General features: G+C 56.5%; 23 protein-coding genes. 10 read left to right on the forward strand and 13 right to left on the reverse strand.

Going from position 1 to position 21131, the window contains the following annotated elements; translation table 11 throughout:
• Window positions 1-270 precede the first annotated feature (270 nt).
• From T370_RS24460 to T370_RS0114750, 6 genes are all read left to right on the forward strand, one after another.
• A complete protein-coding gene (locus T370_RS24460) occupies window positions 271-462 on the forward strand; it encodes a Com family DNA-binding transcriptional regulator (RefSeq protein ID WP_081847569.1) in 192 nt (63 codons plus the stop codon).
• The gene (locus T370_RS25110; RefSeq protein ID WP_156034437.1) at window positions 434-610 is read left to right on the forward strand and encodes a hypothetical protein; all 177 of its coding nucleotides are present in this window, start codon (window positions 434-436) and stop codon (window positions 608-610) included. The genes T370_RS24460 and T370_RS25110 overlap by 29 nt, the downstream gene beginning before the upstream one ends.
• The gene (locus T370_RS0114735) at window positions 598-2115 is read left to right on the forward strand and encodes a ParB N-terminal domain-containing protein (protein WP_029436170.1); all 1518 of its coding nucleotides are present in this window, start codon (window positions 598-600) and stop codon (window positions 2113-2115) included. The genes T370_RS25110 and T370_RS0114735 overlap by 13 nt, the downstream gene beginning before the upstream one ends.
• Complete coding sequence (locus T370_RS0114740; protein WP_029436171.1) at window positions 2112-2765, forward strand: methyltransferase domain-containing protein; 654 nt, start codon at window positions 2112-2114, stop codon at window positions 2763-2765. Before T370_RS0114735 ends, T370_RS0114740 begins: the two co-directional genes overlap by 4 nt.
• Window positions 2766-2943: 178 nt before the next feature.
• Window positions 2944-3225 (forward strand): BrnT family toxin, encoded by a 282-nt coding sequence (locus T370_RS0114745; protein ID WP_029436172.1) that lies wholly within the window; start codon window positions 2944-2946, stop codon window positions 3223-3225.
• Between the two features lie 2 nt (window positions 3226-3227).
• The gene (locus T370_RS0114750) at window positions 3228-3437 is read left to right on the forward strand and encodes a BrnA antitoxin family protein (protein WP_029436173.1); all 210 of its coding nucleotides are present in this window, start codon (window positions 3228-3230) and stop codon (window positions 3435-3437) included.
• A gap of 202 nt (window positions 3438-3639) precedes the next feature.
• Here T370_RS0114750 and T370_RS25120 read toward each other — a convergent pair whose 3' ends face one another.
• The 4 genes from T370_RS25120 to T370_RS23730 form a co-directional block, all read right to left on the reverse strand.
• Complete coding sequence (locus tag T370_RS25120) at window positions 3640-3843, reverse strand: hypothetical protein (RefSeq protein WP_156034438.1); 204 nt, start codon at window positions 3841-3843, stop codon at window positions 3640-3642.
• 22 nt (window positions 3844-3865) lie between these two features.
• Window positions 3866-4126 carry a hypothetical protein gene (locus T370_RS25125; RefSeq protein WP_156034439.1) on the reverse strand — a complete coding sequence of 87 codons (261 nt, stop codon included), beginning with the start codon at window positions 4124-4126 and terminating at the stop codon, window positions 3866-3868.
• A gap of 183 nt (window positions 4127-4309) precedes the next feature.
• Window positions 4310-4594: a Rha family transcriptional regulator gene (locus T370_RS0114765; RefSeq protein WP_051643865.1), complete on the reverse strand. Its 285-nt coding sequence runs from the start codon at window positions 4592-4594 to the stop codon at window positions 4310-4312.
• Window positions 4591-5259 carry a phage antirepressor N-terminal domain-containing protein gene (locus tag T370_RS23730; RefSeq protein ID WP_051643866.1) on the reverse strand — a complete coding sequence of 223 codons (669 nt, stop codon included), beginning with the start codon at window positions 5257-5259 and terminating at the stop codon, window positions 4591-4593. Before T370_RS23730 ends, T370_RS0114765 begins: the two co-directional genes overlap by 4 nt.
• 426 nt (window positions 5260-5685) lie before the next feature.
• Between T370_RS23730 and T370_RS25130 the strand changes: the two genes are divergently transcribed.
• Complete coding sequence (locus T370_RS25130) at window positions 5686-6975, forward strand: hypothetical protein (protein WP_156034440.1); 1290 nt, start codon at window positions 5686-5688, stop codon at window positions 6973-6975.
• 117 nt (window positions 6976-7092) lie between these two features.
• Here the strand turns inward: T370_RS25130 and T370_RS25390 are convergent, their stop codons facing one another.
• Both T370_RS25390 and T370_RS0114795 read right to left on the reverse strand, forming a co-directional pair.
• Window positions 7093-7668 carry a site-specific integrase gene (locus T370_RS25390; RefSeq protein ID WP_162177143.1) on the reverse strand — a complete coding sequence of 192 codons (576 nt, stop codon included), beginning with the start codon at window positions 7666-7668 and terminating at the stop codon, window positions 7093-7095.
• Window positions 7669-8921: 1253 nt separating this feature from the next.
• A complete protein-coding gene (locus T370_RS0114795; protein ID WP_029436178.1) occupies window positions 8922-12323 on the reverse strand; it encodes an autotransporter domain-containing protein in 3402 nt (1133 codons plus the stop codon).
• A gap of 422 nt (window positions 12324-12745) precedes the next feature.
• Here T370_RS0114795 and T370_RS0114800 point away from each other — a divergent pair, with 422 nt between their 5' ends.
• Together T370_RS0114800 and T370_RS0114805 are read left to right on the forward strand one after the other, a co-directional pair.
• Window positions 12746-13939, forward strand: coding sequence for an MFS transporter (locus T370_RS0114800; RefSeq protein WP_029436179.1), 1194 nt, complete (start codon window positions 12746-12748; stop codon window positions 13937-13939).
• A gap of 174 nt (window positions 13940-14113) precedes the next feature.
• Complete coding sequence (locus T370_RS0114805) at window positions 14114-15094, forward strand: GGDEF domain-containing protein (RefSeq protein ID WP_029436180.1); 981 nt, start codon at window positions 14114-14116, stop codon at window positions 15092-15094.
• Window positions 15095-15265: 171 nt separating this feature from the next.
• On the opposite strand, the gene T370_RS0114810 is transcribed toward T370_RS0114805, so the two are convergent.
• Window positions 15266-15457 (reverse strand): hypothetical protein, encoded by a 192-nt coding sequence (locus T370_RS0114810; RefSeq protein WP_029436181.1) that lies wholly within the window; start codon window positions 15455-15457, stop codon window positions 15266-15268.
• A gap of 12 nt (window positions 15458-15469) precedes the next feature.
• Window positions 15470-16000, reverse strand: a complete 531-nt coding sequence (locus T370_RS0114815) for a hypothetical protein (RefSeq protein ID WP_029436182.1) — start codon at window positions 15998-16000, stop codon at window positions 15470-15472.
• Window positions 16001-16307: 307 nt separating this feature from the next.
• On the opposite strand from T370_RS0114815, the gene T370_RS0114820 reads away from it, so the two are divergent.
• Entirely contained in the window at window positions 16308-17006 is a 699-nt protein-coding gene (locus T370_RS0114820) for a YccF domain-containing protein (protein WP_248604270.1), read from the forward strand.
• Between the two features lie 354 nt (window positions 17007-17360).
• Here T370_RS0114820 and T370_RS0114830 read toward each other — a convergent pair whose 3' ends face one another.
• The 5 genes from T370_RS0114830 to T370_RS0114855 all read right to left on the reverse strand — a co-directional run bounded on the left by T370_RS0114830 (window position 17361) and on the right by T370_RS0114855 (window position 20995).
• Window positions 17361-18260, reverse strand: a complete 900-nt coding sequence (locus T370_RS0114830; protein WP_029436183.1) for a carbohydrate kinase family protein — start codon at window positions 18258-18260, stop codon at window positions 17361-17363.
• A complete protein-coding gene (locus tag T370_RS0114835) occupies window positions 18248-18823 on the reverse strand; it encodes a putative Se/S carrier protein (RefSeq protein ID WP_005027609.1) in 576 nt (191 codons plus the stop codon). The genes T370_RS0114830 and T370_RS0114835 overlap by 13 nt, the downstream gene beginning before the upstream one ends.
• Window positions 18820-19032: a sulfurtransferase TusA family protein gene (locus tag T370_RS0114840; RefSeq protein WP_005027607.1), complete on the reverse strand. Its 213-nt coding sequence runs from the start codon at window positions 19030-19032 to the stop codon at window positions 18820-18822. Before T370_RS0114840 ends, T370_RS0114835 begins: the two co-directional genes overlap by 4 nt.
• Before the next feature lie 12 nt (window positions 19033-19044).
• Window positions 19045-20130 carry a YedE family putative selenium transporter gene (yedE, locus tag T370_RS0114845; protein ID WP_029436184.1) on the reverse strand — a complete coding sequence of 362 codons (1086 nt, stop codon included), beginning with the start codon at window positions 20128-20130 and terminating at the stop codon, window positions 19045-19047.
• A 427-nt stretch (window positions 20131-20557) separates the two neighbouring features.
• Window positions 20558-20995: a universal stress protein gene (locus T370_RS0114855; protein ID WP_005027603.1), complete on the reverse strand. Its 438-nt coding sequence runs from the start codon at window positions 20993-20995 to the stop codon at window positions 20558-20560.
• Between the last annotated feature and the right edge of the window lie 136 nt (window positions 20996-21131).

A 21131-nucleotide genomic window follows, 5' to 3' on the forward strand; every position in this document is an offset into this window, starting at 1 on the left:
AGCAGTTATGAGAGCGAGAGGGAGGGGAGGCAGTCGCCGCCGGAGTTGCGGCGCGTGACCCCGGAAGCGTAACCCGTTATAATCTTTTCAGGCAGAGGCGGGGGAGATTGGAGCCTCCCCCACCGGCCCGGTGTACGACCACCGGACCACGGCCCCACACGATGATTGTAGCATCGTGCAAGGTTTCCGCCTGCGGTTGAGTGCCCATAGCGAGGGGCGCGCAAAGGCTATCAGGCGATGCTCGGGGGCGCAAGATAGGACTTTCAACGAATGAGAGGGATTGAAAAAGAGATTCGGTGCGGCAACTGCGGGCGGTTGCTGGCGAAAGGAACGGCAATCGCCCTTGAAATCAAATGCCCCCGCTGTGGGGAGATCAAATACGTGAGGGACATGATCCCCGGCCTTGAGCCGCATGACGGCCGAGATCGCAACAATGCAGACAAAGAAGGACAGCGGGCCTGACACCCGTATTATCGTCGGCCCCTATCGCATTCCCCTTTCCCGCGAACGGTTCCTTTTGCTTGAGCGGGACCTCATGACCACGGCGGGCTTTACGAAAGCCGAGATCCACGCGGAAATCCTGCGGAGGCTTGGCGTATGTGCGGAGTAGAGCTTGTGCCTGTCGAACGCCTGAAGCCCGCGGGCTACAATCCCCGCCGCGCCGATGCGGAACGCCTTGCGATGGTGAGGCTTTCCCTGTCCCGGCTCGGTTTTCTGCTTCCTATCGTCGCAACGCCGGATGGGGAAATCCTTTCCGGCCATCAACGCCACGCCGTGGCCATGTCCATGGGGGCGCGTCAGGTTCCCGTGATGTTCGTGGACATCCCGCAGGAGCGGCGGCGCGGCCTGAACATCCTTTTCAACCGGGCCACAAACGACATCCCCATGACAGCCGATGAGGTGCAGCTTCGGGTCGACCTTCAGCGTGCCCATGTTCATGAGCTTGCCGAACGTTTGCCCGACCTTGAGCCGAACGCGCCGGAGTTTTGGCCGTGCCTGTCTTTGGCCACGCGGAGCGTCCGGCAACTGGCCTGCCGGAATGTGGCCAGCTTTCAGCCGCAATCCGCCAACGTAGGCCGGACTCTGGCGCGGCTTGGCGTCCAGTTGCCCATTGTGCTGACTGAGGACGACGCGGTGGTCAACGGCATCGGGCGGCTTGAGGCTGCGGCGCGGAAGGGCAGGGAAACGATAGAGGCCATCACCGTATCCCCGGTGAAGGCCGAGCTTGCACGGGCAATGCTGAACCTGTTGAGCATGGATTTCCATTTTGAGGGGGACAACGCGGACATGCTGCGGTATGGGGCCTTCCGCCGCAGCAGGATGAGACGCCGCACGTTGGGGACAGCCTATGTCATCCCCGTTTTCCGCAGCCGCCGCAACGCCGACTTTGACATTGCGGATCCTGAGCACAGGGCGAAGTGGCTACACGTTTGTGGTGATTCCGTGCTCGATTTCGGTTCGGGGCATGGCGACGAGGCGCGTATGCTCCGTGAAGCGGGGATCGACGTTACGGCGTTCGAGCCTTACGAAAACGATGGACACGAACGGATTTCCTTTGACCGTGGCAGGCGGTCAGCCGAGGGGGTCATTCATGCTGTACGTTCCGGGAAACGCTTCACCTCCCTCTTTCTGTCGTCCGTCCTTAATTCAGTGCCCTTTGTTTCCGACCGGGAACACATCGTTTGTATTTGCGCCGCACTGTGTGATGGGGATTCCACACTGTACGCTTCGGCGCGCTCCACCAAGGGGGCAAACTGGCAGTGCCACACTCGCGGCCCTAGCTTGAATGAGCATGGCATGTGTGAAGGCACGTTCCGCGTCGCTTGGGAGAGGGGGGTCACGATTGGGGATCTCGGCGTGGCTCCAAAAGTACAGAAATACTATGATCGCGCTGAGTTCAGGGAACTTTTCCTTCAGTTTTTTGATGAAGTGGAAATCTGCCCCAAGTCCACGTCAATCGCCGCAATCTGCCGCAAGCCCCGCCCTGTGAACCCTGAACGCCTCGCCGCCGCGCTCCAGTTCGAGTTCGATCTGCCGTATCCCGGCGGCCGCAGGCTCGGCATGGCGGAAGAGGCTCTTGCCGCCTTCAGTACCCGTCTGGGGGTGAGCTTATGACTCGGGCGGCGCGGGAGTTGAAGGACTGGACGTTTCGCGGCTTCTCCGGCCAGTTTGACGGGCATGTCCGCGAACAGCTTCCTTGGTACGACATGGCGACGGCGGCGGTGGCCATGATTGCCCGGCACTACATCCCGCAGGGGGGCAAGGTGTATGATCTGGGGTGTTCCACCGGGAACATCGGGCGCGTGCTGGCGCCGACGCTGCATGAGCGGGAGGCGCGGCTTGTCGCGCTGGACGAGTGCCGGGACATGGTGGCGGCGTACCGGGGGCCGGGGAGGGCGATCACGGCGGACGTGGCACGCTATCCGTACAAGGCTTTCGACGTGGGGATTGCCTTTCTGACGCTCATGTTCCTGCCTGTCCCGGAGCGGCGGCGGTTGCTTGCGACGCTTCGGGGGAAGGTGAAGCCGGGCGGGGCGATCATCGTCGTGGACAAGGAAGAATCCCCCGGCGGCTATCCGGCAACGGTGCTGTCCCGGCTGACGTGGGATTGCAAGCTCAGGCAGGGCGCGGAGCCGGGGGCGGTGATGCGGAAAGAGCTTTCGCTGTCCGGCGTACAGCGTCCCCTTTACCGTGGGGAGTTGGGGCCCGACGCCGTGGAGGTGTTCCGATTCGGGGATTTTGCGGGATGGTTGATTGAGGCGTGACGCCAGAAGCCCCGGCGGGAGAGATTCCGCCGGGGCTTCTCGTTTATGCGGTGCGACGGACGGTTTCGGCCATCCAGCGGATTTCGTGTTTTGTGGGGGCGTAGGTCTAGGAGAACTATTATGTATTGACAAAAATTTATATCATACATAAATTTTAAATACACAAAGGAGTCCAGCCATGCGATTTGAATGGGACGCTGAAAAAGCTTCTATCAATCAGAAAAAACACGGTGTTACCTTTGAGGAAGCACAAACGGTGTTTGGCGACTACGATGCGCTGAGGATATTCGATCCTGACCACTCCGAAGACGAAGATCGCTTTATTCTTTTGGGGTTAAGTACAGTTTTACGCATTCTCGTGGTCTGTCACTGTTACAGAGAAGATGACGAGAGGATAAGGATCATTTCTGCGAGAAAGGCTACAAAAAAAGAGTCCGCCGCATACGAAAGGAGGAAATAACCATGCGTGAAGAATATGATTTCTCTGATGCCGTCAAGAATCCGTATGTCAAGCCTGCCAAGGCGACCGTGACTATCCGTTTGGATAAGGCGACGGTAGATTATTTTAAGAGCCTGTCCGAGCAGGTGAATATGCCCTATCAGACGCTGATCAACTCCTATCTGGCTGATTGCGCGGCAAAGAAGATCAAGCCTACCGTCGTTTGGGGGTAAAAAGGAGGGCGAATGGATGGAGGAAGAACTTTCGCTGTCCGGCGTGCCGCGGCCCCTTTACCGTGGGGAGTTGGGGCCCGACGCCGTGGAGGTGTTCCGGTTCGGGGATTTTGCGGGATGGTTGATTGAGGCGTGACGCCAGAAGCCCCGGCGGGAGAGATTCCGCCGGGGCTTTTTGACGTGTTTATGTCTCATTTATCTACTATGCAGCTCTTTTCCTAAATTTGAGAATTTTTGATTTATTATCTGAGGGTACGGCTGCAGTAGCGCATTCGAGAGCCCATCGAACAGCACCTGCAATAATGTTGTCCATACCGCCCGCTCGCGAAATTCGCACATTGCGTGCAGCTCCACCAGAGATATCTTTGCCGTTGTAAGGAAGCTTTTCACACCACGAATCTTTCATTGCTCACTCCATTTTTTATATGTTAATCCTCGTACGAGTCCCGGACGGTTCCGAGCTTAGTACGTCCATGTGGCTGATCAAACGAACCGTCATAGAGTTCATATTCTAAATTTTCTAAACATGGTTCAATCCGTAATCTTTTAAGATCAGTGACTGTTTTTCCATTTTCTAACGCTCGTTTAAAATCGTAATCATTCGCAATTTCTTCATCGCGATCTGCACGCACAACGATTCGGATATGTTCCAGTTCCCAAAAAGCCTCTTCAAAGCTTTCAACATCCATTTGTATACCTTCTTATGTATATGTTTATATGGAACGTTAATTTTATTTCTGTATACCGTCTTGCTTCTTCGTTGTCAACAAGGTTGTCATGCAAAAGGCATACAGGGGCATGGTTTTCGCGGATAACAAGGCTAGGCTTCTGCAAAAACTGTTACGATTATTTTCGGCTACGATCTAACGTCGTTAGATTCCTGAAGGTTTCGTTATTTTTATAGTTAGAACGGTTTCGGCCATCCAGCGGATTTCGTGTTTTGTGGCCTGCCCCATGAAGAGGAAGGGCAGGGCGTTACGGGTGAGGTGGAAGAAGCGTTGTCGGTTCCCGGCGGCATCGATGCGGGCATCCGGGATGAAGGCCGAGGCCGCGAAGTCCGGCGGGAGGATGGAGCGGAGGCGATCTATGTCCCGCAGGAGCTTGGCGTGCCTGCGCTGCATTCCCTTGGCGGCGTCGAGGGTGGTGAGGCCGCTCATTGTGCGCCCCGCCGCATGAGTTCTTCCCCGGCGATATGGGCGGAAGCGTACCGTTCCATTGCTTCCATCGTGTGGCAGGTGGCGGAAAAAAGGGACTGGATGCCGTAGTTCATGCCGTTTGCGAAGGGCTTCAGGTTGTCCGGCATGGCATTGCCGGGAATCCAGTAGGCATCGCGCAGGCAATGTTCCAGTTCAGACCCGACCTTGAAGAACTCCCGTTGGAAGGTACGGAAGCGTTCCAGCGCGGCGGCTGTCTGCTCCTGCCGTGTTGGTTGGGGTACGGCGGGCAGGGCGGCCTTTGGCCTCCGGGTGGCTTGCCCCTTTGTCCAGTAGTTCCAGAGGGCGTCGTCGCACTCGTCTTGGTAGAGGCGGATACGGTCGCGGAGTTCGGGGCGTACCTTGTTGGGGTTGATGCTGGCGAAGAAGGCGGGGAGCTTGCGGACGGGCATACAGAGGGTGTCTTGGTTCCCTGATGCGGAGGGTATGATCATGTTGATCATACCCCACCTGTCCCTGTTGTCGCGTAACTTTCTGGCTTGTGCTTCCCATGTCAGCCCCATGTCTTCCACGATGGGCTTTATGGGGGCGTAGGGTTCGCCCTTGTGGGTGACGACGAAAATGGTTGAGCCGTGGAACTGGACGGGAGAAAGGGTAGCCTTTGCCATAATGCACCTCGTTACTGTTTGGGATTTGGAAACAAAAAAGGCAAGGTGACGCTCCCCGGCCAGTAACAGCCGCCGGTCCTCACGGATACCGGACGTCACCTCGCCAATATGTAACCAACACCCTGAAAAAAGGATGCAATGGTGGCAAGATGCAAAAAATCCGCTCTTTTTCACCATGTGGGGCATGGCAAAGGCGACGGATACGCCTGTTACTGTCTGGGGAGGTCAGATCGCCAGAAAATGGGAGGAAAGTCAAGGGTGTTGCTTTTCAGGGTGATAACGGGCTATAGGTGAACTGATAGGTTCAATCAGAGTGCATAGATAGCCCTTTGGTGATGGAAAAATTTCCTTATGCTATGAATACGTTATTTTTGTTATCTCGTAACGCTATTGGGATAGTCCACAATCAACTAATAGGAGTTTTATATGAGCCAAATCACTCTCACTCCTCCTAATTTTGTTCATATTGACCCTAATTACCCATCAGCTTCTTATAAGGAGAGCGATGTTGCTATTGTTATAGAAAAGTTTTTTCAAGGATCCTCAGATACTGCTTTACATGACTTGTTTCATTCTTTTCCAATTGATATGAAATTTACCAATGTTCCTGATATTTCTTCTTGGCCATATAACACTGTTTCTGCATATCAAATATCCCATGATATACATATTGGTATTCCTGCCACAAACAGCAGGGGAAATGTTGTATTGTTAGCGTTTGATCATAAAGGAAAAGTAAATTCTCCAGCAGGTTTTGACGGGGTAGTTGCAGATTTTCGAAAGTCTAGTCAGGGATTTCTATTCCAATATGCACAACAAGATGGAGGATGTAAAATATCTCCTGACTGTTCTGTGATTTTGACCCCAGCACTTAGTGGATGTAGCTTTTTTATGCTGTCAGTAGGTGCGCAGAAATTTGCGTTTCACTCTAATGTAATCAATGAAAATGCAGATTACAAAAGATTTAAAGGGGTAGTATATAATATTCTTAAAGAGATAGCCCATAGTGTTACTCCATTTAAAGAAGGAATCGGCGAGGTATTAGATGAATTAGAACGTATTGAACAAAAATATATTGATATATCGAATGTTCGTAATGTTGCTCAAGTTGATGCTGCTAAGGCATTTGAATTATTTAAAAAAGCACCCTGTGATCAAGAGATTTCTCGAATTGCAACACAAGCAGAGCATATGTTTAGAGAGAAAGAAGAAGAGTCAGGAAAAATAGGAGATGAACTCATTAGTGTACAAAGTAAATTTATGCAGCAGTTTGAAGATATCGTAAGACTTGCAAACCCATCGCTGGAAAATGATGTAGATGATATTTTTCAAGCATATTTTTCGGATCCAATGAAAGAATATGGTGTAATGGGTCTCTATGATAAACTGTGTCTGATCCTAACCAAAATGGAGGCGAGAGAGGCATTGAGTGGCCATTATGCGACAGTTGCGGATGCAATTTCACAATACCGAGGAGGAAAATCACCAGAACTAGCTGTAGCAATGGTAAAAGATGCTCAAGGAGAATGGGCGTTGTTGGAGCAGCCACTCATTCGACAGATCGATGGGAATACTGCGTTTGTCCATCATGCCGGAAATGCTAGGTCCAGAAAAATTACCCCACCAGATTTTTTAACAGCCTTGCACGATATGGCTCAGTCCAAAAGAGAAGAGGCTGGCATACTAAACGCGCCTACTATGCCAAATTATGTATAAATATAAATAGTAACGGGCTATAATGGGACAGTTGCCCATTTATTGAGGCGTGATATGAGAAGTCACGGCGGAATCTCTTCCGCCGGGGCTTCTCGTTTATGCAATGCGGTGTTTTTTCTATTCCTTCACCAGATCGTCAATCACGGACGAAGCTTTTTTCAATGCCTCATCGTGAAGATGTGCATAGCGTTGCGTCATTTGCGGGCTGCCGTGGGTAAGCAGCTTTTGCAACGTCAGGAGGTCTACCTTGCCGGATGACGCCAGCAACGAAGCGAAGGTATGACGTAACCCATGCATCGGGCGGAAGTGCTCTGGGAGTCCCGCTGTAGCCCTTATGCGGGTAAAGGCCCGGCGGCAGTCGCGGCGCGGTTTGTCCCATCCATCCGGGGAGGGGAAGACATACGGCCCGCGTCGGATGATGGAGGTAAAAACGTTCCGTGCCGCTTCAGGCATGGGAATTTTTTCCGTTCGCCCCTTTTTGGCTGTTTCGCCGCGTAGCGTGATGAAACCGTGCTCGAAGTCCAAGTCTTCCCACTGCAGGGACAGTATCGCCGTTTTCCGCATCCCGGTGCAAAGAGCCAGACGCATGGCGTTTGCGGCCTGTTGATCACGCTCGCCGCGCAATACTTCCAGCAATTTTGCGATTTGCTCAGAAGTCAGGTTTTCCGTGACGATATTATCGACCTTGGGCATTTCAAGGTTTCGGATGGAGCGGGGGACTTCACAGCGTCCGCGGCGTTCTCCCCAACGGACGAGCCGCCGCAACAGGCTCAGGATGTTCTTGACAGTCTGAGGGGCCAACCCGGAAGAAAGCAGGCCGTCACGGAACGTATCAATCCTTTCGACCGTCATGTCGTCAGGCTTTTTGTCAGCGAATACCGGCTTGATGTGTTTCGAGTAGATGAACCTGTCTTCATCTATGCTTCGGTTCCCCGCCTTGCATTTGAAGAAATCCTCCCAAAGATTTTGGACAGTAACCCCAGAAGGGGAGGGGACGGTTGGTTTCCGTGCTTGTGCTTCGCGGAGTGCTTTTAAGGACGTAACGCCTTTTCCTGTCCTGATATTTTCGCGGATCCGGGAAAGTTGAGCATAGGCTTTTTCCGCCGTCCACCCTTCACTTGCCCACCCTATGGCCTCTTCCTTATCTTTTCCGTCCAGCTTGTAGCGGATTGAAAAACAGCGATCGGGACGGATGCCGTGTTTCCGGGTAGGGTGTTCTCTGTAGCGTACTCCGAGGAACTTGGTTTTATACCACTGCACAGCCATCGTTGAGGCCTCCTTGTATCCCGCTCTTATCCCGCGCCGGAGAGAAAAGCGAAAGGAAACCGTAGTAACCTCTGGTAATGGTTGAACGTATAATATATTGTAAAAAAAGGATTTCAGGTGATGTGAAGTTATGCCGTATAATGTTGATTAGCAGTCTTCAAAACTGGTGGACGGTCGAAAGGTCGTTGGTAGGTTCGACTCCTATACGTTTCCGCCAAAAAGAATCTCAAAAAGCCCCGCAAAGCCTCAAAAGCCTTGCGGGGCTTTTTATCCAAGTTTCATACTCTCCAAGAGTCTCACTTGGTATATGGATATACCGTTATTTTGTCGGTAGTTCTGACAGTATTCTTATATGCTGGGTGCCGTTCGCCATACGGAACACGGGGAGCCGTTGAGATGGCCTACCGGCTTGGTCAGCTTGCCGGGCAGGTGTGTCGGTAGCCCATCCGTGGGATATACGAGATATGACGCAGCCGCGGTTTTAAATGAAGCGTTGCTTCCCTTGAATCCGGCCGGGAACCGCCGCGCCGGGGGGCCGTCCTTGTTTGTGAGGCCGCTGCGGCTGGCAGTTTCGGTGCACTCATCATGATGAGCGGCCCAATGTGAACTGTCGGGGACAGAAAAGAGGAAGCCCCCAACCGTGAGGAAGGGGGCTTTGTTGTGTGGGAGGTCGGAAAATTCTAGAACTTCCATTCCACAGCGAGGTTTCCGTAAACGGATGTTGCATCACGGCGGAAAAGTTCGCTCCCGGCGTTTAAGGAGAAAGAGACGTGCTTGTCCGTGTTGAAACGTACGCCCGCGCCGAGGCCAAGGCTGTCGCGGCCCGGGACCTTCACAGTGTTGGAGAAGCCCGCGTTGGCCGCTTCCACGAATGAGGCGTGCATCGTGCCCGCCTTGTCGAGCAGTTCGTGGTTCCACGCGGCGGAGGCGTGAGCCTTCCAGGTGGCGTGTTCGCCGAGTTGCCTTTCATTCGTGCTCATGCGGACACCGAGGCTGGAGCGCAGCGAGTGGAAGGTTTCGGAATCCAGATGGAGTCGGCTGCCCATGCCGTTGTCTTCCGTCAGGGACGGGCGTGACGAGAAGGCGTAGTCCAGCGCGGCGAAGGGCCCGGCCTTGATTGTACCCCAGTCGGCCTCATAGCCGCCGCCCGCACGGACCGAGCCCGAGAACCCGGTCCAGTCCTTGTTGTTTTCGCGGTTGTAGCCGTTGAAGGAAACGGCCCGCTTCATGCGCCAGTTCTCCACGCCCAGACGTCCGATGCCGAAGACGTTCCAACCATCCCAGCCCGCCGGGGCGTACAGGCCCTGCGCGCCGAGATACAGTCCTTCGCCGCGCAGCTTTCCATTGGCATCGCCGGTCATGGATTGGTGGTTGAACACGACGTGCCCGCCGACGGTCAGCCCGCCGGGCGTGCTCCGTTCCGCACCTCCGATCAGGCCGACGTTCGTGGCGTCGTAGCCGCCCATGCCGCTGCGTCCCGGCTGGTCGAACGTCCCTGCGTAGGGCTGTGCGAAAACATGCCATTCCCCGTCCTTTTGCGGAGCGCGGGAGAATGTGCCGGGAAGAATCAAATCGGAAAGCATACGGTGCATATCGAAACTCGCCAGCGCCGCATTGCCGTAGGCGTCGGGCGAAAGCTGGGAAAGGGCGTCGCGGACGGTGCTCCCGTCAGCCGCGGAGAAGTCCAGCGCCGCGTAGAGGTTCCGCATGTCGTCCCGTACCCCTTCAGCAGAGGAGAGCGCCCGGCCTACGTTGGCGGCGTTGCCGTTCGCGGCGTATCGGCTGTAGGCGTCGGCGGCGCGGGAGGAGAGGATTGTGGCCGTGCCGCCTTGAGGTGTGGCGGCCATTTCCAGCGTGGGCGAGTCCAAAAGAAGGTTTGTGGCATAAGCTTCCGTCAGGTTTCCGGAAGCTGTGATCGGCGTGAGGGAGAGGCTTCCCGCGTAATAGCCGGGCAGGGGAGCGAGATACAGGGTGCCGTTTACAACGGCGTTCCCGTTGACGGCGAGTCTGTCGGACGTGCCCGAAGCGTCGAATTCTGTGAACAGGCGCCCGGTCGCGGTCTGGTGATAGTCGCCGTTGATCGTAATGGTACCGATGCTATTGCCGGGGGCGACGATACCCGCGTTGGTGAAGGTGCCGTCTACGGAGACGTAGCCGTTGTCGAGGGCGTTCAGGGTGTACTCGGCATTGCCGCTCAGGGTCGCGCCCTCCCTTACGTTCACATCCAGCACCTCGGCCCGCCCGTTGAAGGACAGCGCGCCGCCGCCTACGGACATCCTGATGCTGTGCCTGCCGAGGATGTTGCCGTCGTAGCGCAGGCGGAAGTCCGGATCGGGCGCGTCCGTCGCCGATCCGTCGCCCGCCGCCAGACGGCCGAAACTCAGGCTGGTGAACAGATCGTCGCCGTTGGCGGCCGCTTGATCTTGCTGCACGTCCGAGTTGCCGGGGTTCCAGTCCGAAATGATGTCCCCGCTCAGCGCCGCCCCGTTTACGATGTTGATGTTTTTTACCCAGGCGTTGCGGGAAATGTATATGGCGGCCGCATTCCCGGACAGGGGGCCGCTTACGTCGAAACGCTCCGTAAGCGGGCCTTTCAGTTCGTCGAGCAGCTCGTACCGTTCATAAAGCTGGGTGACGATGTTGCCGGACTCATCCTCTGCGGCTTCCGTCCGGCTTCGGATGTATGAGCCGCGGTATTCGGCGGTCAGGCCGGAGTCCAGGCCGAGCAGGCTGCCGCCGAAGTCGAAGCGCGCACCCGCGCCGCCGGTCCCTGTAGCCCGGATTTCTCCCCGGCTGACGACGTTCTGGCCTTTGCCGTAAGCTAGAAGCAGCCCCGTGCCATAGGCTCCGTCGGCGGACACGTGCACTCCAGGGGCGATGCGTAGGGTGTTGGCCTCGCCGTCCACGCGGATTCCGGTTCCGGCTGTGCCGCAGGCCAGCAGATCCGCGGTCTGGGTGATGTCGTTGCCGCTGCCGTAGATATGCAGACCCACGCCGTAGGCCGCGGTGTTGGGCTGCCCGGGCAGATACGCCGTGCCGTCGGCGTTGCGGGCAAAATACCCCTGTCCGTTGCTGAGCGTCAGGTTGTCCCCGTAAACGGAAAAACCGTAAAAATTTTTGCGGTCAATCGTGTACCCGATATCCTGAAGCGCTGCGAGTTCGGCTTCCATGAAAACCTGATAGTTGCGGTAGTCCTGATGGCTCATGAGGCTGCGGTCCAGCTCGATGTGCGACAGATCCAGGCTATCCCCTTCAAAGCCTTCTATCGGCAGCCCGCCGTTCAGCGCGCCCGCCAGCACCTCGCTCACATGTGTTCCTTTGAAGAGGACGCCGCTTTCCGTCATCTCGCCGACCGTGAACACGGGGTCGGCCCCCGGCGCGGTTTCTGGTTCTGACCGGACGACTTCCATGTCGGTTGTGGGGGTGACGCCGTATCGATCGACCAAGTGGCGATCCCAAGGAGAGATCTCCGTATCGAATCCATACACGGGGTTACCGTCATCGTCTTCCCCCACGAGGGCCAAGGAGGAAATGCCCAGGGCATGGCCCATTTCATGGTACAGGGTTCCGACCAGATCTATGCCGTTGCCCGTGGGCAGGGGCGACGGGATGTCCGGAATGCTGAAATTCATTTTGCCGATCCGTATCTGGGCCGGAGGATTCATGCTTTGATCGCCGATGAGTGCGCCCGCCAACCCGCTGGATCCCTCCCAGGGAGTCCCATGCCACGTCGGATTCGCAACGCTTATCGCATCGGCGTTTACCTCGTTCATGGTGCCCACGTTGATGGCGGCGGGTACGGCGTTGTTCGCTCCGGGACCGAGAATGTCCGCCCAGAGTTCCACGGCCTGGGTAACGGCGTCTTTCTGCGCGGCGCTCAACTGCCAGGTGGAGACTTCTCCTTCCGTCTCAGAAAGGGCGTTGCCGTACTCTTCCCCCTGATCAAAAAAGCGCAGTTGGAACAGGGGGGTGTTTGCATGGTCGGTTACGACGCGCGTTTCATAGGCCGACGCCTGCGTTTCCCAGAGCAGGAAAAACGCGGCGGCCAGCGTCAGGCAGTGGAAAAAACGGTTCCGGGGCATACATCTCTCCTTTTTACGAGGCCTTCTTGTTTGTACGTAGACCATATTCCTCTAGCATTCAATGGAGGCTCTTCATTATGTCGAAACATGTTCGGAGTGCGCTTTTTTATGTCTTGCGCCGTTGTGGGGACATATGTGTGAAGAGGGGGAAGAAAGGAGGGAGGGGGGGACTGAAATCCCCTTTACGGCCTGCCCCGTCGAAATGGCGGCGGTGATTCCATTGACAGAAACAGTTTTGTGTTAGAGCTTGAAAAGCGCTTTTCAGAGAGCCGGTTTTTCATGGAGACTAGACCGAACTATATGGGCGGAGGCTCCGGTCTGTTCACCTTTTTCTCTGCCTGATAGGGGCTGTTGCCCTGTTTGATGCCTGCGAAGAGAGGCATGTTCCGAGCGTTTCAGCTGAAAAAGACTGGGAGGGGATTATGTCGGGTCATCCTCGCACTCATCAGAATGCGATCTTGAGAACCTATGCCGGGCTTCTGTTGATTTCCATTTGCGTCTATACGCTGATGTATGCTCCGCAACCCATGTTCAACTCGGTGAGCAGGGATTTCGGTGTGGACAAAGGCTCCACGGGGCTGCTCGTCAGCGTGTTCATGCTGTCGCTCGCCGTCTCGCCTCTCTGCGTGGGGATGCTGCTCAGCCGTATCGGCGTGCGGCGTGCCATTCTGGGGGCTTCCCTCCTGCTCGGTATAAGCGGCGTGGGGATTTGGTTTGCCCCGTCCTTTCTTGTCCTTCTCGGCATCCGCGCTTTACAGGCGTTGCTGGTTCCGGTGGTGCTCACAGCCGTCATGTCCGGCATTGCCGTCATGTTCCGCCACCTGGATCTCAACCGTGCGCTTGCGGGCTATGTGACCTCCAATCTTGTCGGTTCGCTGTGCGGTCGAATTATCGGAGGCTGGGCTGCGCAGATGTTCGGGTGGCGTGCCACGCTCGCCGTTATCTGTTTTTTCTTTTTCCTTGTCCTCCTCTTCATCCGAAGCATTCCGGAAATGCGCAACGCCAGTGCGCGCCTCCACAGCCCACGTGAATACCTCGCCGTTTTCAAGGGCAGGGGGGTCCCCAGTCTCTTTTTCGCCGAAGCCTGCGGTATCTTTGTCTTCGCCGCCATCGGCAACCTTATCCCTTTCCGTATGGCGGAACTCGGGCAGGGCCACTCCGAGGGGCTCATCGGACTCATGTATTTCGGGTATTCCGTCGGCCTTGTCGCTTCGTTGTCCCTTGCGCCGCTCATGCGCGTGTTTAAGACGCCAACAAGGCTTATTCTTTTCGCGTCCGCCGTCTATGTCGCCTCCTGTCTCACGCTTGCGGTCCCTTCCCTTTGGGCCTTGTTCGGCGGGCTATGGCTCATAGCCTTTGGGGAGTTTGTCGTCCATTCCATCAGCCCCGGCCTTATCAACCATCAGGCCATGCTCTCCGGTCATGGCGACCGCGGTATGGTCAATGGGCTTTTTCTTTCCTGTTATTATTTCGGCGGGCTTCTCGGCTCCTACATCCCCGGAGCTCTCTATTCGGGGTTCGGCTGGTTTGCCTGCTACCTCTGTATTCAACTCGTCCAGGTTGCCGCGTTTTTCGTTCTGTTCAGACTGCACCGGACGGCACCTGACTTGCGGTAGAACGGCCTGCCCGGCTTGCGTTTCGGCTTCGGGATGTCATGCCCCGTCCGCCTTCACAGTCTTTTGGGGCTCCTGCGGGGCTGTTGACATGCCCGGGGGCTTGGGCTTCCCTCCCCAATAGGACCGCCTTTTTGCGGGAACGGGGCTTCTGTCCTGCGGAAGAGGAGAGAAACGATGAGCAGCGTGTATCGTATCGAAAATGAAGAAGGAATGGGCCCGTTGGGCCGGCGCGGTATCGAATTGACCCACGAGATCATGTATCGGCATTATCGGCGTGACGAGGACTTCGTTTACGCGCAGATGGCAGAGGGCGTCACGTGGATCGGGCCTTCACGCGCCCAGTACACCACCGGCGTGGACAAGCTCAGGGAACTCTTGCAGATCGAGCAGCTTGTCACCTTCACGATGGAGCAGGAAACCTATCAGGTCGCCTATGAGGATGAGCACTCCTGTCTCATCTTCGGTTGCTGTACGGTTACTTCCGATGAGGAAACCGGCCTGTTCATACGGACTCTGCAACGGGTATCCTTCTTTTATCGGTTGATTGGCGACCGACTCCATGTCGTGCACATGCATCTGTCCCACCCTTACGAAGTCGTGGATTCGGACGAAGTGTTCCCGTTCCGGTATGGAAAGGATGCCTTCGACTATATCCAGCAGACGCACCAGATGGCCTTTACGGACAGCCTGACCGAACTCGGCAACCGCAACGCCTACGAGACGAGCTGCGTGAGGATGGCCCATGATTTCGACTCGGTGCGTTCCCTATGCCTCATCCTGTTCGATCTCAACGGCATGAAACGGGTCAACGACACATGGGGGCACCTCGCCGGGGATCGGCTCCTTAGGGATTTCGCCTCGCTCCTACGGGAAACCATGCCTCCCACCGCCAAATTGTACCGCTACGGCGGGGACGAATTCATTGCCGCCTTGCACGAGGTTTCGCTTTCCGATGTGAAAAAGTGCCAGCAAAAGTTGGAACAACGTATCGCGCGCTACAACGAGGAAAACGAAATACATCTGAGTGCCGCTTGGGGACATGCCTTTTTCAATCCGGAAACGGATCACGGCCTTTCGGAAATCGTCAAGCGGGCGGATGGCATGCTCTACGCCATGAAGCGGGCCATGAAACAGGCCGCCGAGAACGCAAGCTGACGGGCCCTTGGTCCCCTTGTGTCCTTACGGGGTCGTGTTCCTCTTGGGCCGCGTGATGGAGTTTCAGGCCGACATCAAGAGGGCTTCCATAAAAGAGGCAAGGGAAAACCTTCAAAATTGAGGCATGACGCCAGAAGCCCCGGCAGGAGAAAGTCCGCCGGGGCTTTTCGTTTATGTGGTGCGGCGGGCGGTTTCGTCCATCCGGCGGAGTTCGTGTTTTGTGGCCTGCCCCATGAAGAGGAAGGGCAGGATGTCACGGGTGAGGACGGAGGAGCGTTGCCGGTTCCCGGCGGCATCGGTACGGGCGTCCGGGGAAGGCCGTAGCCGCAAAGCCCGGTGGGAGGATAGGGCGGGGCTATGCATCGCAGGCGAGGTTCAGTCTGTGGCGAAGGGGCGGGGCCTCTCTCGGTTTTTCTTTTTAACAGATTTAAATACTGAAAGATAAACCACAAAGAGAAACATGAGTATCGTGCAAAAGTTTTGCGAAGTACAGAATATGTTCATCCATATGCTCTCTTCAGGTATTATGGCCTCTGTCGGTTGTGATAGGTAGTAGCTGTATTGGCCGTGTGTAAACGGTAGGAAAACGAGCATACCGTACGTAATGAACAGGATATTGATAACATACTTTAACGTTATCCATCTGAATTTAAAGAATCCCCAATTCCCATATAAAGAGTAGATGAGCCCTGTGGCTAGACATCCGCCGGCTCCGGGGCCGACTATGATAAAATCTATATAAAATAAAATCTTGCTGAATGTGATCTGTTCATGTGCGGTGCTGGGATGAAAGAGGCAAAACAAGAGTACCATCGTTGTTGCCCCGCCACCCCAGAGGGCGGCAAAAAACAGATGGGCAAATTTTAAATATCTTTTTTGTTGGATAGTCAGCTGTCTTTCTGGCATGTTTTATCCTTATAAATGGCATTTTGATTCCCCCTTGGGTATAGTTTACTTTCCGTGTTTGTACAATTTACAATAATATATTGATATAGTTGTTTTTTTAAAGTGGGCGAGATGGCACGCATTCCCTTTCTTGCCTCTTTTTCTTGTCTCCTTGTACGTATGCCGCTTCTTCCCTTCCCGCCGTAGCCAGGCACCGCTGACGCCGGGGCCATCGCCACTGGCGGATGCTACCTACCGGGGCGAGACACTTACCGAGCGGGAGGCCCTGCCCGCAGGCAAGGCCGGGAGCCCCCTTGCGGAGCAAGGGATGGAGACGGCACAGAGAAGTGGCGGGGGCATCCAGCTTGCCCGCGAGGAAGACGCCTTTTCCGTATGTCCGGCCCGGCTAGCTTCCCACACTGCGTGTTCAGTAATTATAACTATCGGCGTAAAAGATGGAAAAAGGGAAAAGCCCCACACCCGCAGGAGGCCTAGGGCTTTCCTTGCCCGGCATCTTGACTTTGCAGGCATGGTATGGTCTGGGAGGCAACAAGGAGTGGCTATGAGACTATTAGGTAATATCCTTTGGCATTTTCCGTGCTTTGGTTTTGTGACGTCTTTGTTTTCTTTTTTGGCGGGGATCCTTTTAACCGTTACCGTTGTCGGTGCCCCCATCGGGCTTGGTTTGATTCAATATGCCAAGTTCGCTCTCGCTCCGTACAGCTATTCCATGATAGACAAGCGGGAATTGCATCCCAATAAGAGCGGAAACATCCTGTACGCCATTCTTTGCCTCATTGTCCGGATCCTGTACTTTCCCTTGGGCGTGCTTTTTTTCTTGTGGGGCATTGCCCAGGTCGTTGTCATGTGCTGCACGATTGTCCTGTTGCCGATGGCGATTCCCTATGCAAAGTCGCTGTCCACGTTCTTCAACCCGGTGGGCAAGGTCTGCGTTCCCGTTGCGGTCATGGATGAGCTTGAACGGCGCAAGGCTGAAAAGGAAGTGGATGCCTATCTGAATAAGTAACCATTTTTTGATGTTAAGACAAATGGTTACATCAAATCGCAGAGCATGTTGCAGGATAGTTGCAATGAAAAAATTCTTTTTGGTTTTGCTGTTCTGCGTATTCCCTTTTCACGTGTTGGCGGGAGATGTCTCGTACTGGGCTGACGGGCAGATCAAATGGATAGACGGTCAGGACGCTTCGTATTGGTCGGATGGGCAAATGAAATCCATCGGAAAGGAGTTTCCGGAAAGGTAGTTGCCATAGGGATGGCTTGGAATGGTTCTGGCTGTCTTGTAAAGAAAGCCCCCAACCGTGAGGAAGGGGGCTTTTCCGTAAGAATCCTGAGGGATGGGGCGGCTCTCGTCTGGACCGTTTCACGCCCCGGAGGGGCGCACAGGGGGGGAGGCCCCCTCCAAAGCGCAGCGCAACGCTTCGGGGAGGAAGGGCAGCAGTTCCGCGATCTGCGTCGCGGGGGTCGGGTTCGCAAGCAGCCCGGTAATCCGGCTGGCCCGCGCGGCGGTCAGGCAGGCTTGGGGCATCTCCATGCCGCCGGCGAGCAGGCCCGTCACAAGGCCGGTGACGAGATCGCCCGTGCCTCCGATGGGCTCCAGAGCGGCAACCTGCGGTTCGGATACGTCGCCGAGGAACCGCCCGCCTTCCACAAGGTGATCGACCTTCCCTTTGATGAGCAAGAAGCGCGCGGCGTTTCCGTGCTGATAGGCGCGTTCGACGAGGCTTGGGATATCCTCATCCGCGGCCAGCAGGAACCCCCTGGTGTAAAAAGGGTGCGGCGCCTTTTCATCGGCAAGGAAGGCCAGTTCCCCGGCATCGGGGGTGAACAGATCGTAGGCGTCGGCGTAGCCGCTCATCTTGGCGACATACATGAAACCGGCATCGGCGACGAGCACGGGCTTCGGGTCCGCTTCTTCCAGAGCCATCAGGACGCGGTTGTGCCCATCAAGGTCGGGGAACAGGTAATGAAACGTGATGCCCCGAACCCCGGACAGGCTGGGGGAGGCCGCAAGGCGGCTGTAGAGCTTCCTGCTCCCGTCGCCGTTCCCGGTGTCCCCGGCGAGCAGTGCCGTGGGAGGCTCCACCCCAAGCGTTTCGCACGTCAGCAATGCGGTTCCGAGCAGGGCGGGTGTCCCGCGCTGTACGGAAAGCGGGGCGATGCCCCCGCCCTCCGCATGGAGGAAGCCGCCATCCAGACGCCAGCGTCCCCCCGTCAGGGGAAAAGACGCATCCGGCACCGTACCGCAGATCATCCACGCCATAGCCGCCTCGCCTCCTCAAACGCGCGTTGCAGCGAATAAGAACACAGCGTCTGCCCCTTGACCCGCGGCTCCTCGGCCTCGCCGATGCATTGCCCCGTCAGCAGCGCCGCCAGATACGGCACATCGGGGCATCCGCCTCCGGACACGTTGACGATTTTCCCCGTGGCGCGTTCCACGGTGATTTTCATGTTCGCGGCCCGCACCATGAACCAGTCGCCGTAATCCTGGACATGGAACAGCGATACGGGTTCGAGCAGGGTATCGCGCATGGGGACGGACTGGATCGGCTCAAGGCGGGCGGCTCCCAGCGCGTTGCGGATAAGCGGCTCCTGCATCAGGTCAAAGACGATGATCATGTCGCATCCCGTACGCAGTTCGGGGGGAGGCCCTTTGACCTCCACGGCAAACCCCGCTTCCCGCAGTATCCGTTCGGCCCGGATGACCTCGCCCGTATGCTGGAAAACGAGAAAGCCGTATTCCGTGGATGTGCGGGAAGGCGGGGAAGCCCCTTTCCGGGGCTTCCCTTGAAACACTTCGGCTAAACGGGAAAAGAAGTTCCTCACTTGCGGAGTTCCAGCCGGAAGACGCCCTCGCCCTCATCTTTCGGGGTGACGTTCCAGCCCTTTTTTTCAGCGGCGCGGGTGACGTTTTCGAGGCTGGCCTCGTTGTCCACCAGCACATCCAGAGGGGTATCGGCGTTTTCCGCTATGGCCTGATGGAAAAGGACCAACGGCTGGGGGCAGGAAAGTCCCCGGGTATCAATGGTACGCATGGCAATACTCCTTTACGCCTTCTTGGAATGGACGAAGCCGATGATCAGGCAGACGGCGAAACCGAGGATCGTCGCCTGCATACCGTATACGCCGATGCCCGTACCGGAACTGGCCGTGCCCAGATTGTGGGCCATAGCCGCGCCGACCAACATGCCGAGGGCAAAAATGCCGGCGTCGCTGTCGCCTTCCCCCGCCATGAACAGCTGGCGGCCGGGGCATCCTCCGGCGAGTGCGAAGGCAAGGCCGGCGGTAACCATCCCAAGATAGTTCCACAGAAAGTCGCTGTGGGCCACGGGCTGGCCTTCAAAGCCGAACTTGAGGCCGCCCGTCAGGGCGTTCGCAATGAATGCGGCGGCGAACATGGCCGCCAGCCCGAGGAACAGGTGGGTGTAGCGGAAGAGGAAGAGGTCGCGGAACGCGCCCATCGTGCAGAAACGGCTGCGCTGCGCGAAGATGCCGATTATGAAGGCCAGCCCCAGCGAAGCGATGAAGGGGGCGTGCTGTGAGCCGGGGCCCTTCACGGAGTAGAACAGGGGGCCGCTTTGCGGCTGATCCGGGATTTGCGGGAAAATGAGGTAAAGAAGGAGCAGGCAGACGGCGATGACGGGGAAGAGTGCCCCGGAGACGACGCTCTGGCTGTTGCTGCGGCCAAGGGAATAGCCTTTTTTGAAAAAGAGCGTCCCGAACCAGATCCCCGTGGCCAGGCCGGCAAGGCCGAGGATGGCGTTTCCGTCGCCGCCGGCGAGGCGGAGTATCGCGCGCCACGGGCATCCGAGGAACACCAATGCGCCCATGGCGGCTATCATGCCGAGGACAAAACGGACGATGGGTGCGGAACCCCCGCGCGGTTTGAATTCCCGCGTGGCGATGGCGGCGGCCAGCGAGCCGAGCACCAGCCCCATGATTTCAGGGCGCAGGTACTGGACGATGGCCGCGCGGTGCAGGCCAAGCCCTCCGGCCACATCGCGTTCGAAGCACGCTACGCAGATCCCCATGTTTGCCGGGTTGCCGAGCTTTTGCAGCCATACGGCGATCAGGCCGATGACGGCGCCCACAATGATGATGCCCGGCGTTGTCGCAAAAAGATTTTTCCTCATCTCCTACTCCTTCCCAAACGTTTTGGCGGATACACCATGCGTACGATGGCTCCATCCTGAACGGGGAAAGAGAAGGAACGCCTCTACGGCCTCCCCTCGGCTGCACACTCAGAAGGGCGGCGAAAGGCTTGCTCTTTCCGCGTCCGAACAGACAATGAGAACCTCACACCGTGGGTTCTGTTTGTCCTCAATCAGTTGCGCGTATACAGCATTGGTACACCACCCTTAGAAATGTCGCCCATGAGCATTTCTCATGGACTGTTTCCTGTTACACCGCCGGGAAGTCCGGGTCAACCCATCCTCGCAAGTGCGGCGGGACGTATTCGGGGCACGCTTTTCCGCATGAAAAAACCTCCCGCCAGGCGGGAGGTTCCAAAACGCGTAATGCTTTTCCTTGCCTGCCGGGAAAGGGCAGGTCGGCGTTCCGTCAATATCTGGGGCGGATGACGGATACGGAGCAGTGGGCCTTTTTCACGACTTCCGTGGCCACGGACCCGGCGAACAGCTGCCGGAACCCGATCCGGCCATGCGCGCCGACGACGATGCAGTCGATGTCGCTCTTGTGGGCGTATTTGACGACTTCTTCCGAAATCTTCCCCATGAGGAACGCACAGTCGTCGACGCCTTCCGGGAAGTTCGTGTTCAGGAAGTGTTCCATCTTTTCCAGCAGGGCTTGGGTGGGCGCGATTCTGTTGGGCTGGCCCTCGCCGGAGAGGTAGTTGGATTCATAGACCGTTTCGGAAGGGAGCACGTACACGATCGAAACGGAAGCGCCCGTCAGGGACGCCACCATCTTCACGTGTTCGATGGCCGGATGGGGGGCGTCTTCCAAGTCAACGGCATAAAGAAGCTTTTTCAGTTCCATAGCATGGCCTCCTGTGGTGCCCAAAACGGTTTTTATTGGGGGTACGATGCCCAAGGAGGAAGGCGTCTGTCAAGAACAATCCTCACGTATAAGGGAAGCAATGATGATAGTTTGTTGAATCTCAAGCTATTCCCTT

The organism is Bilophila wadsworthia ATCC 49260 (assembly GCF_000701705.1).
GTDB lineage: Bacteria > Desulfobacterota > Desulfovibrionia > Desulfovibrionales > Desulfovibrionaceae > Bilophila > Bilophila wadsworthia.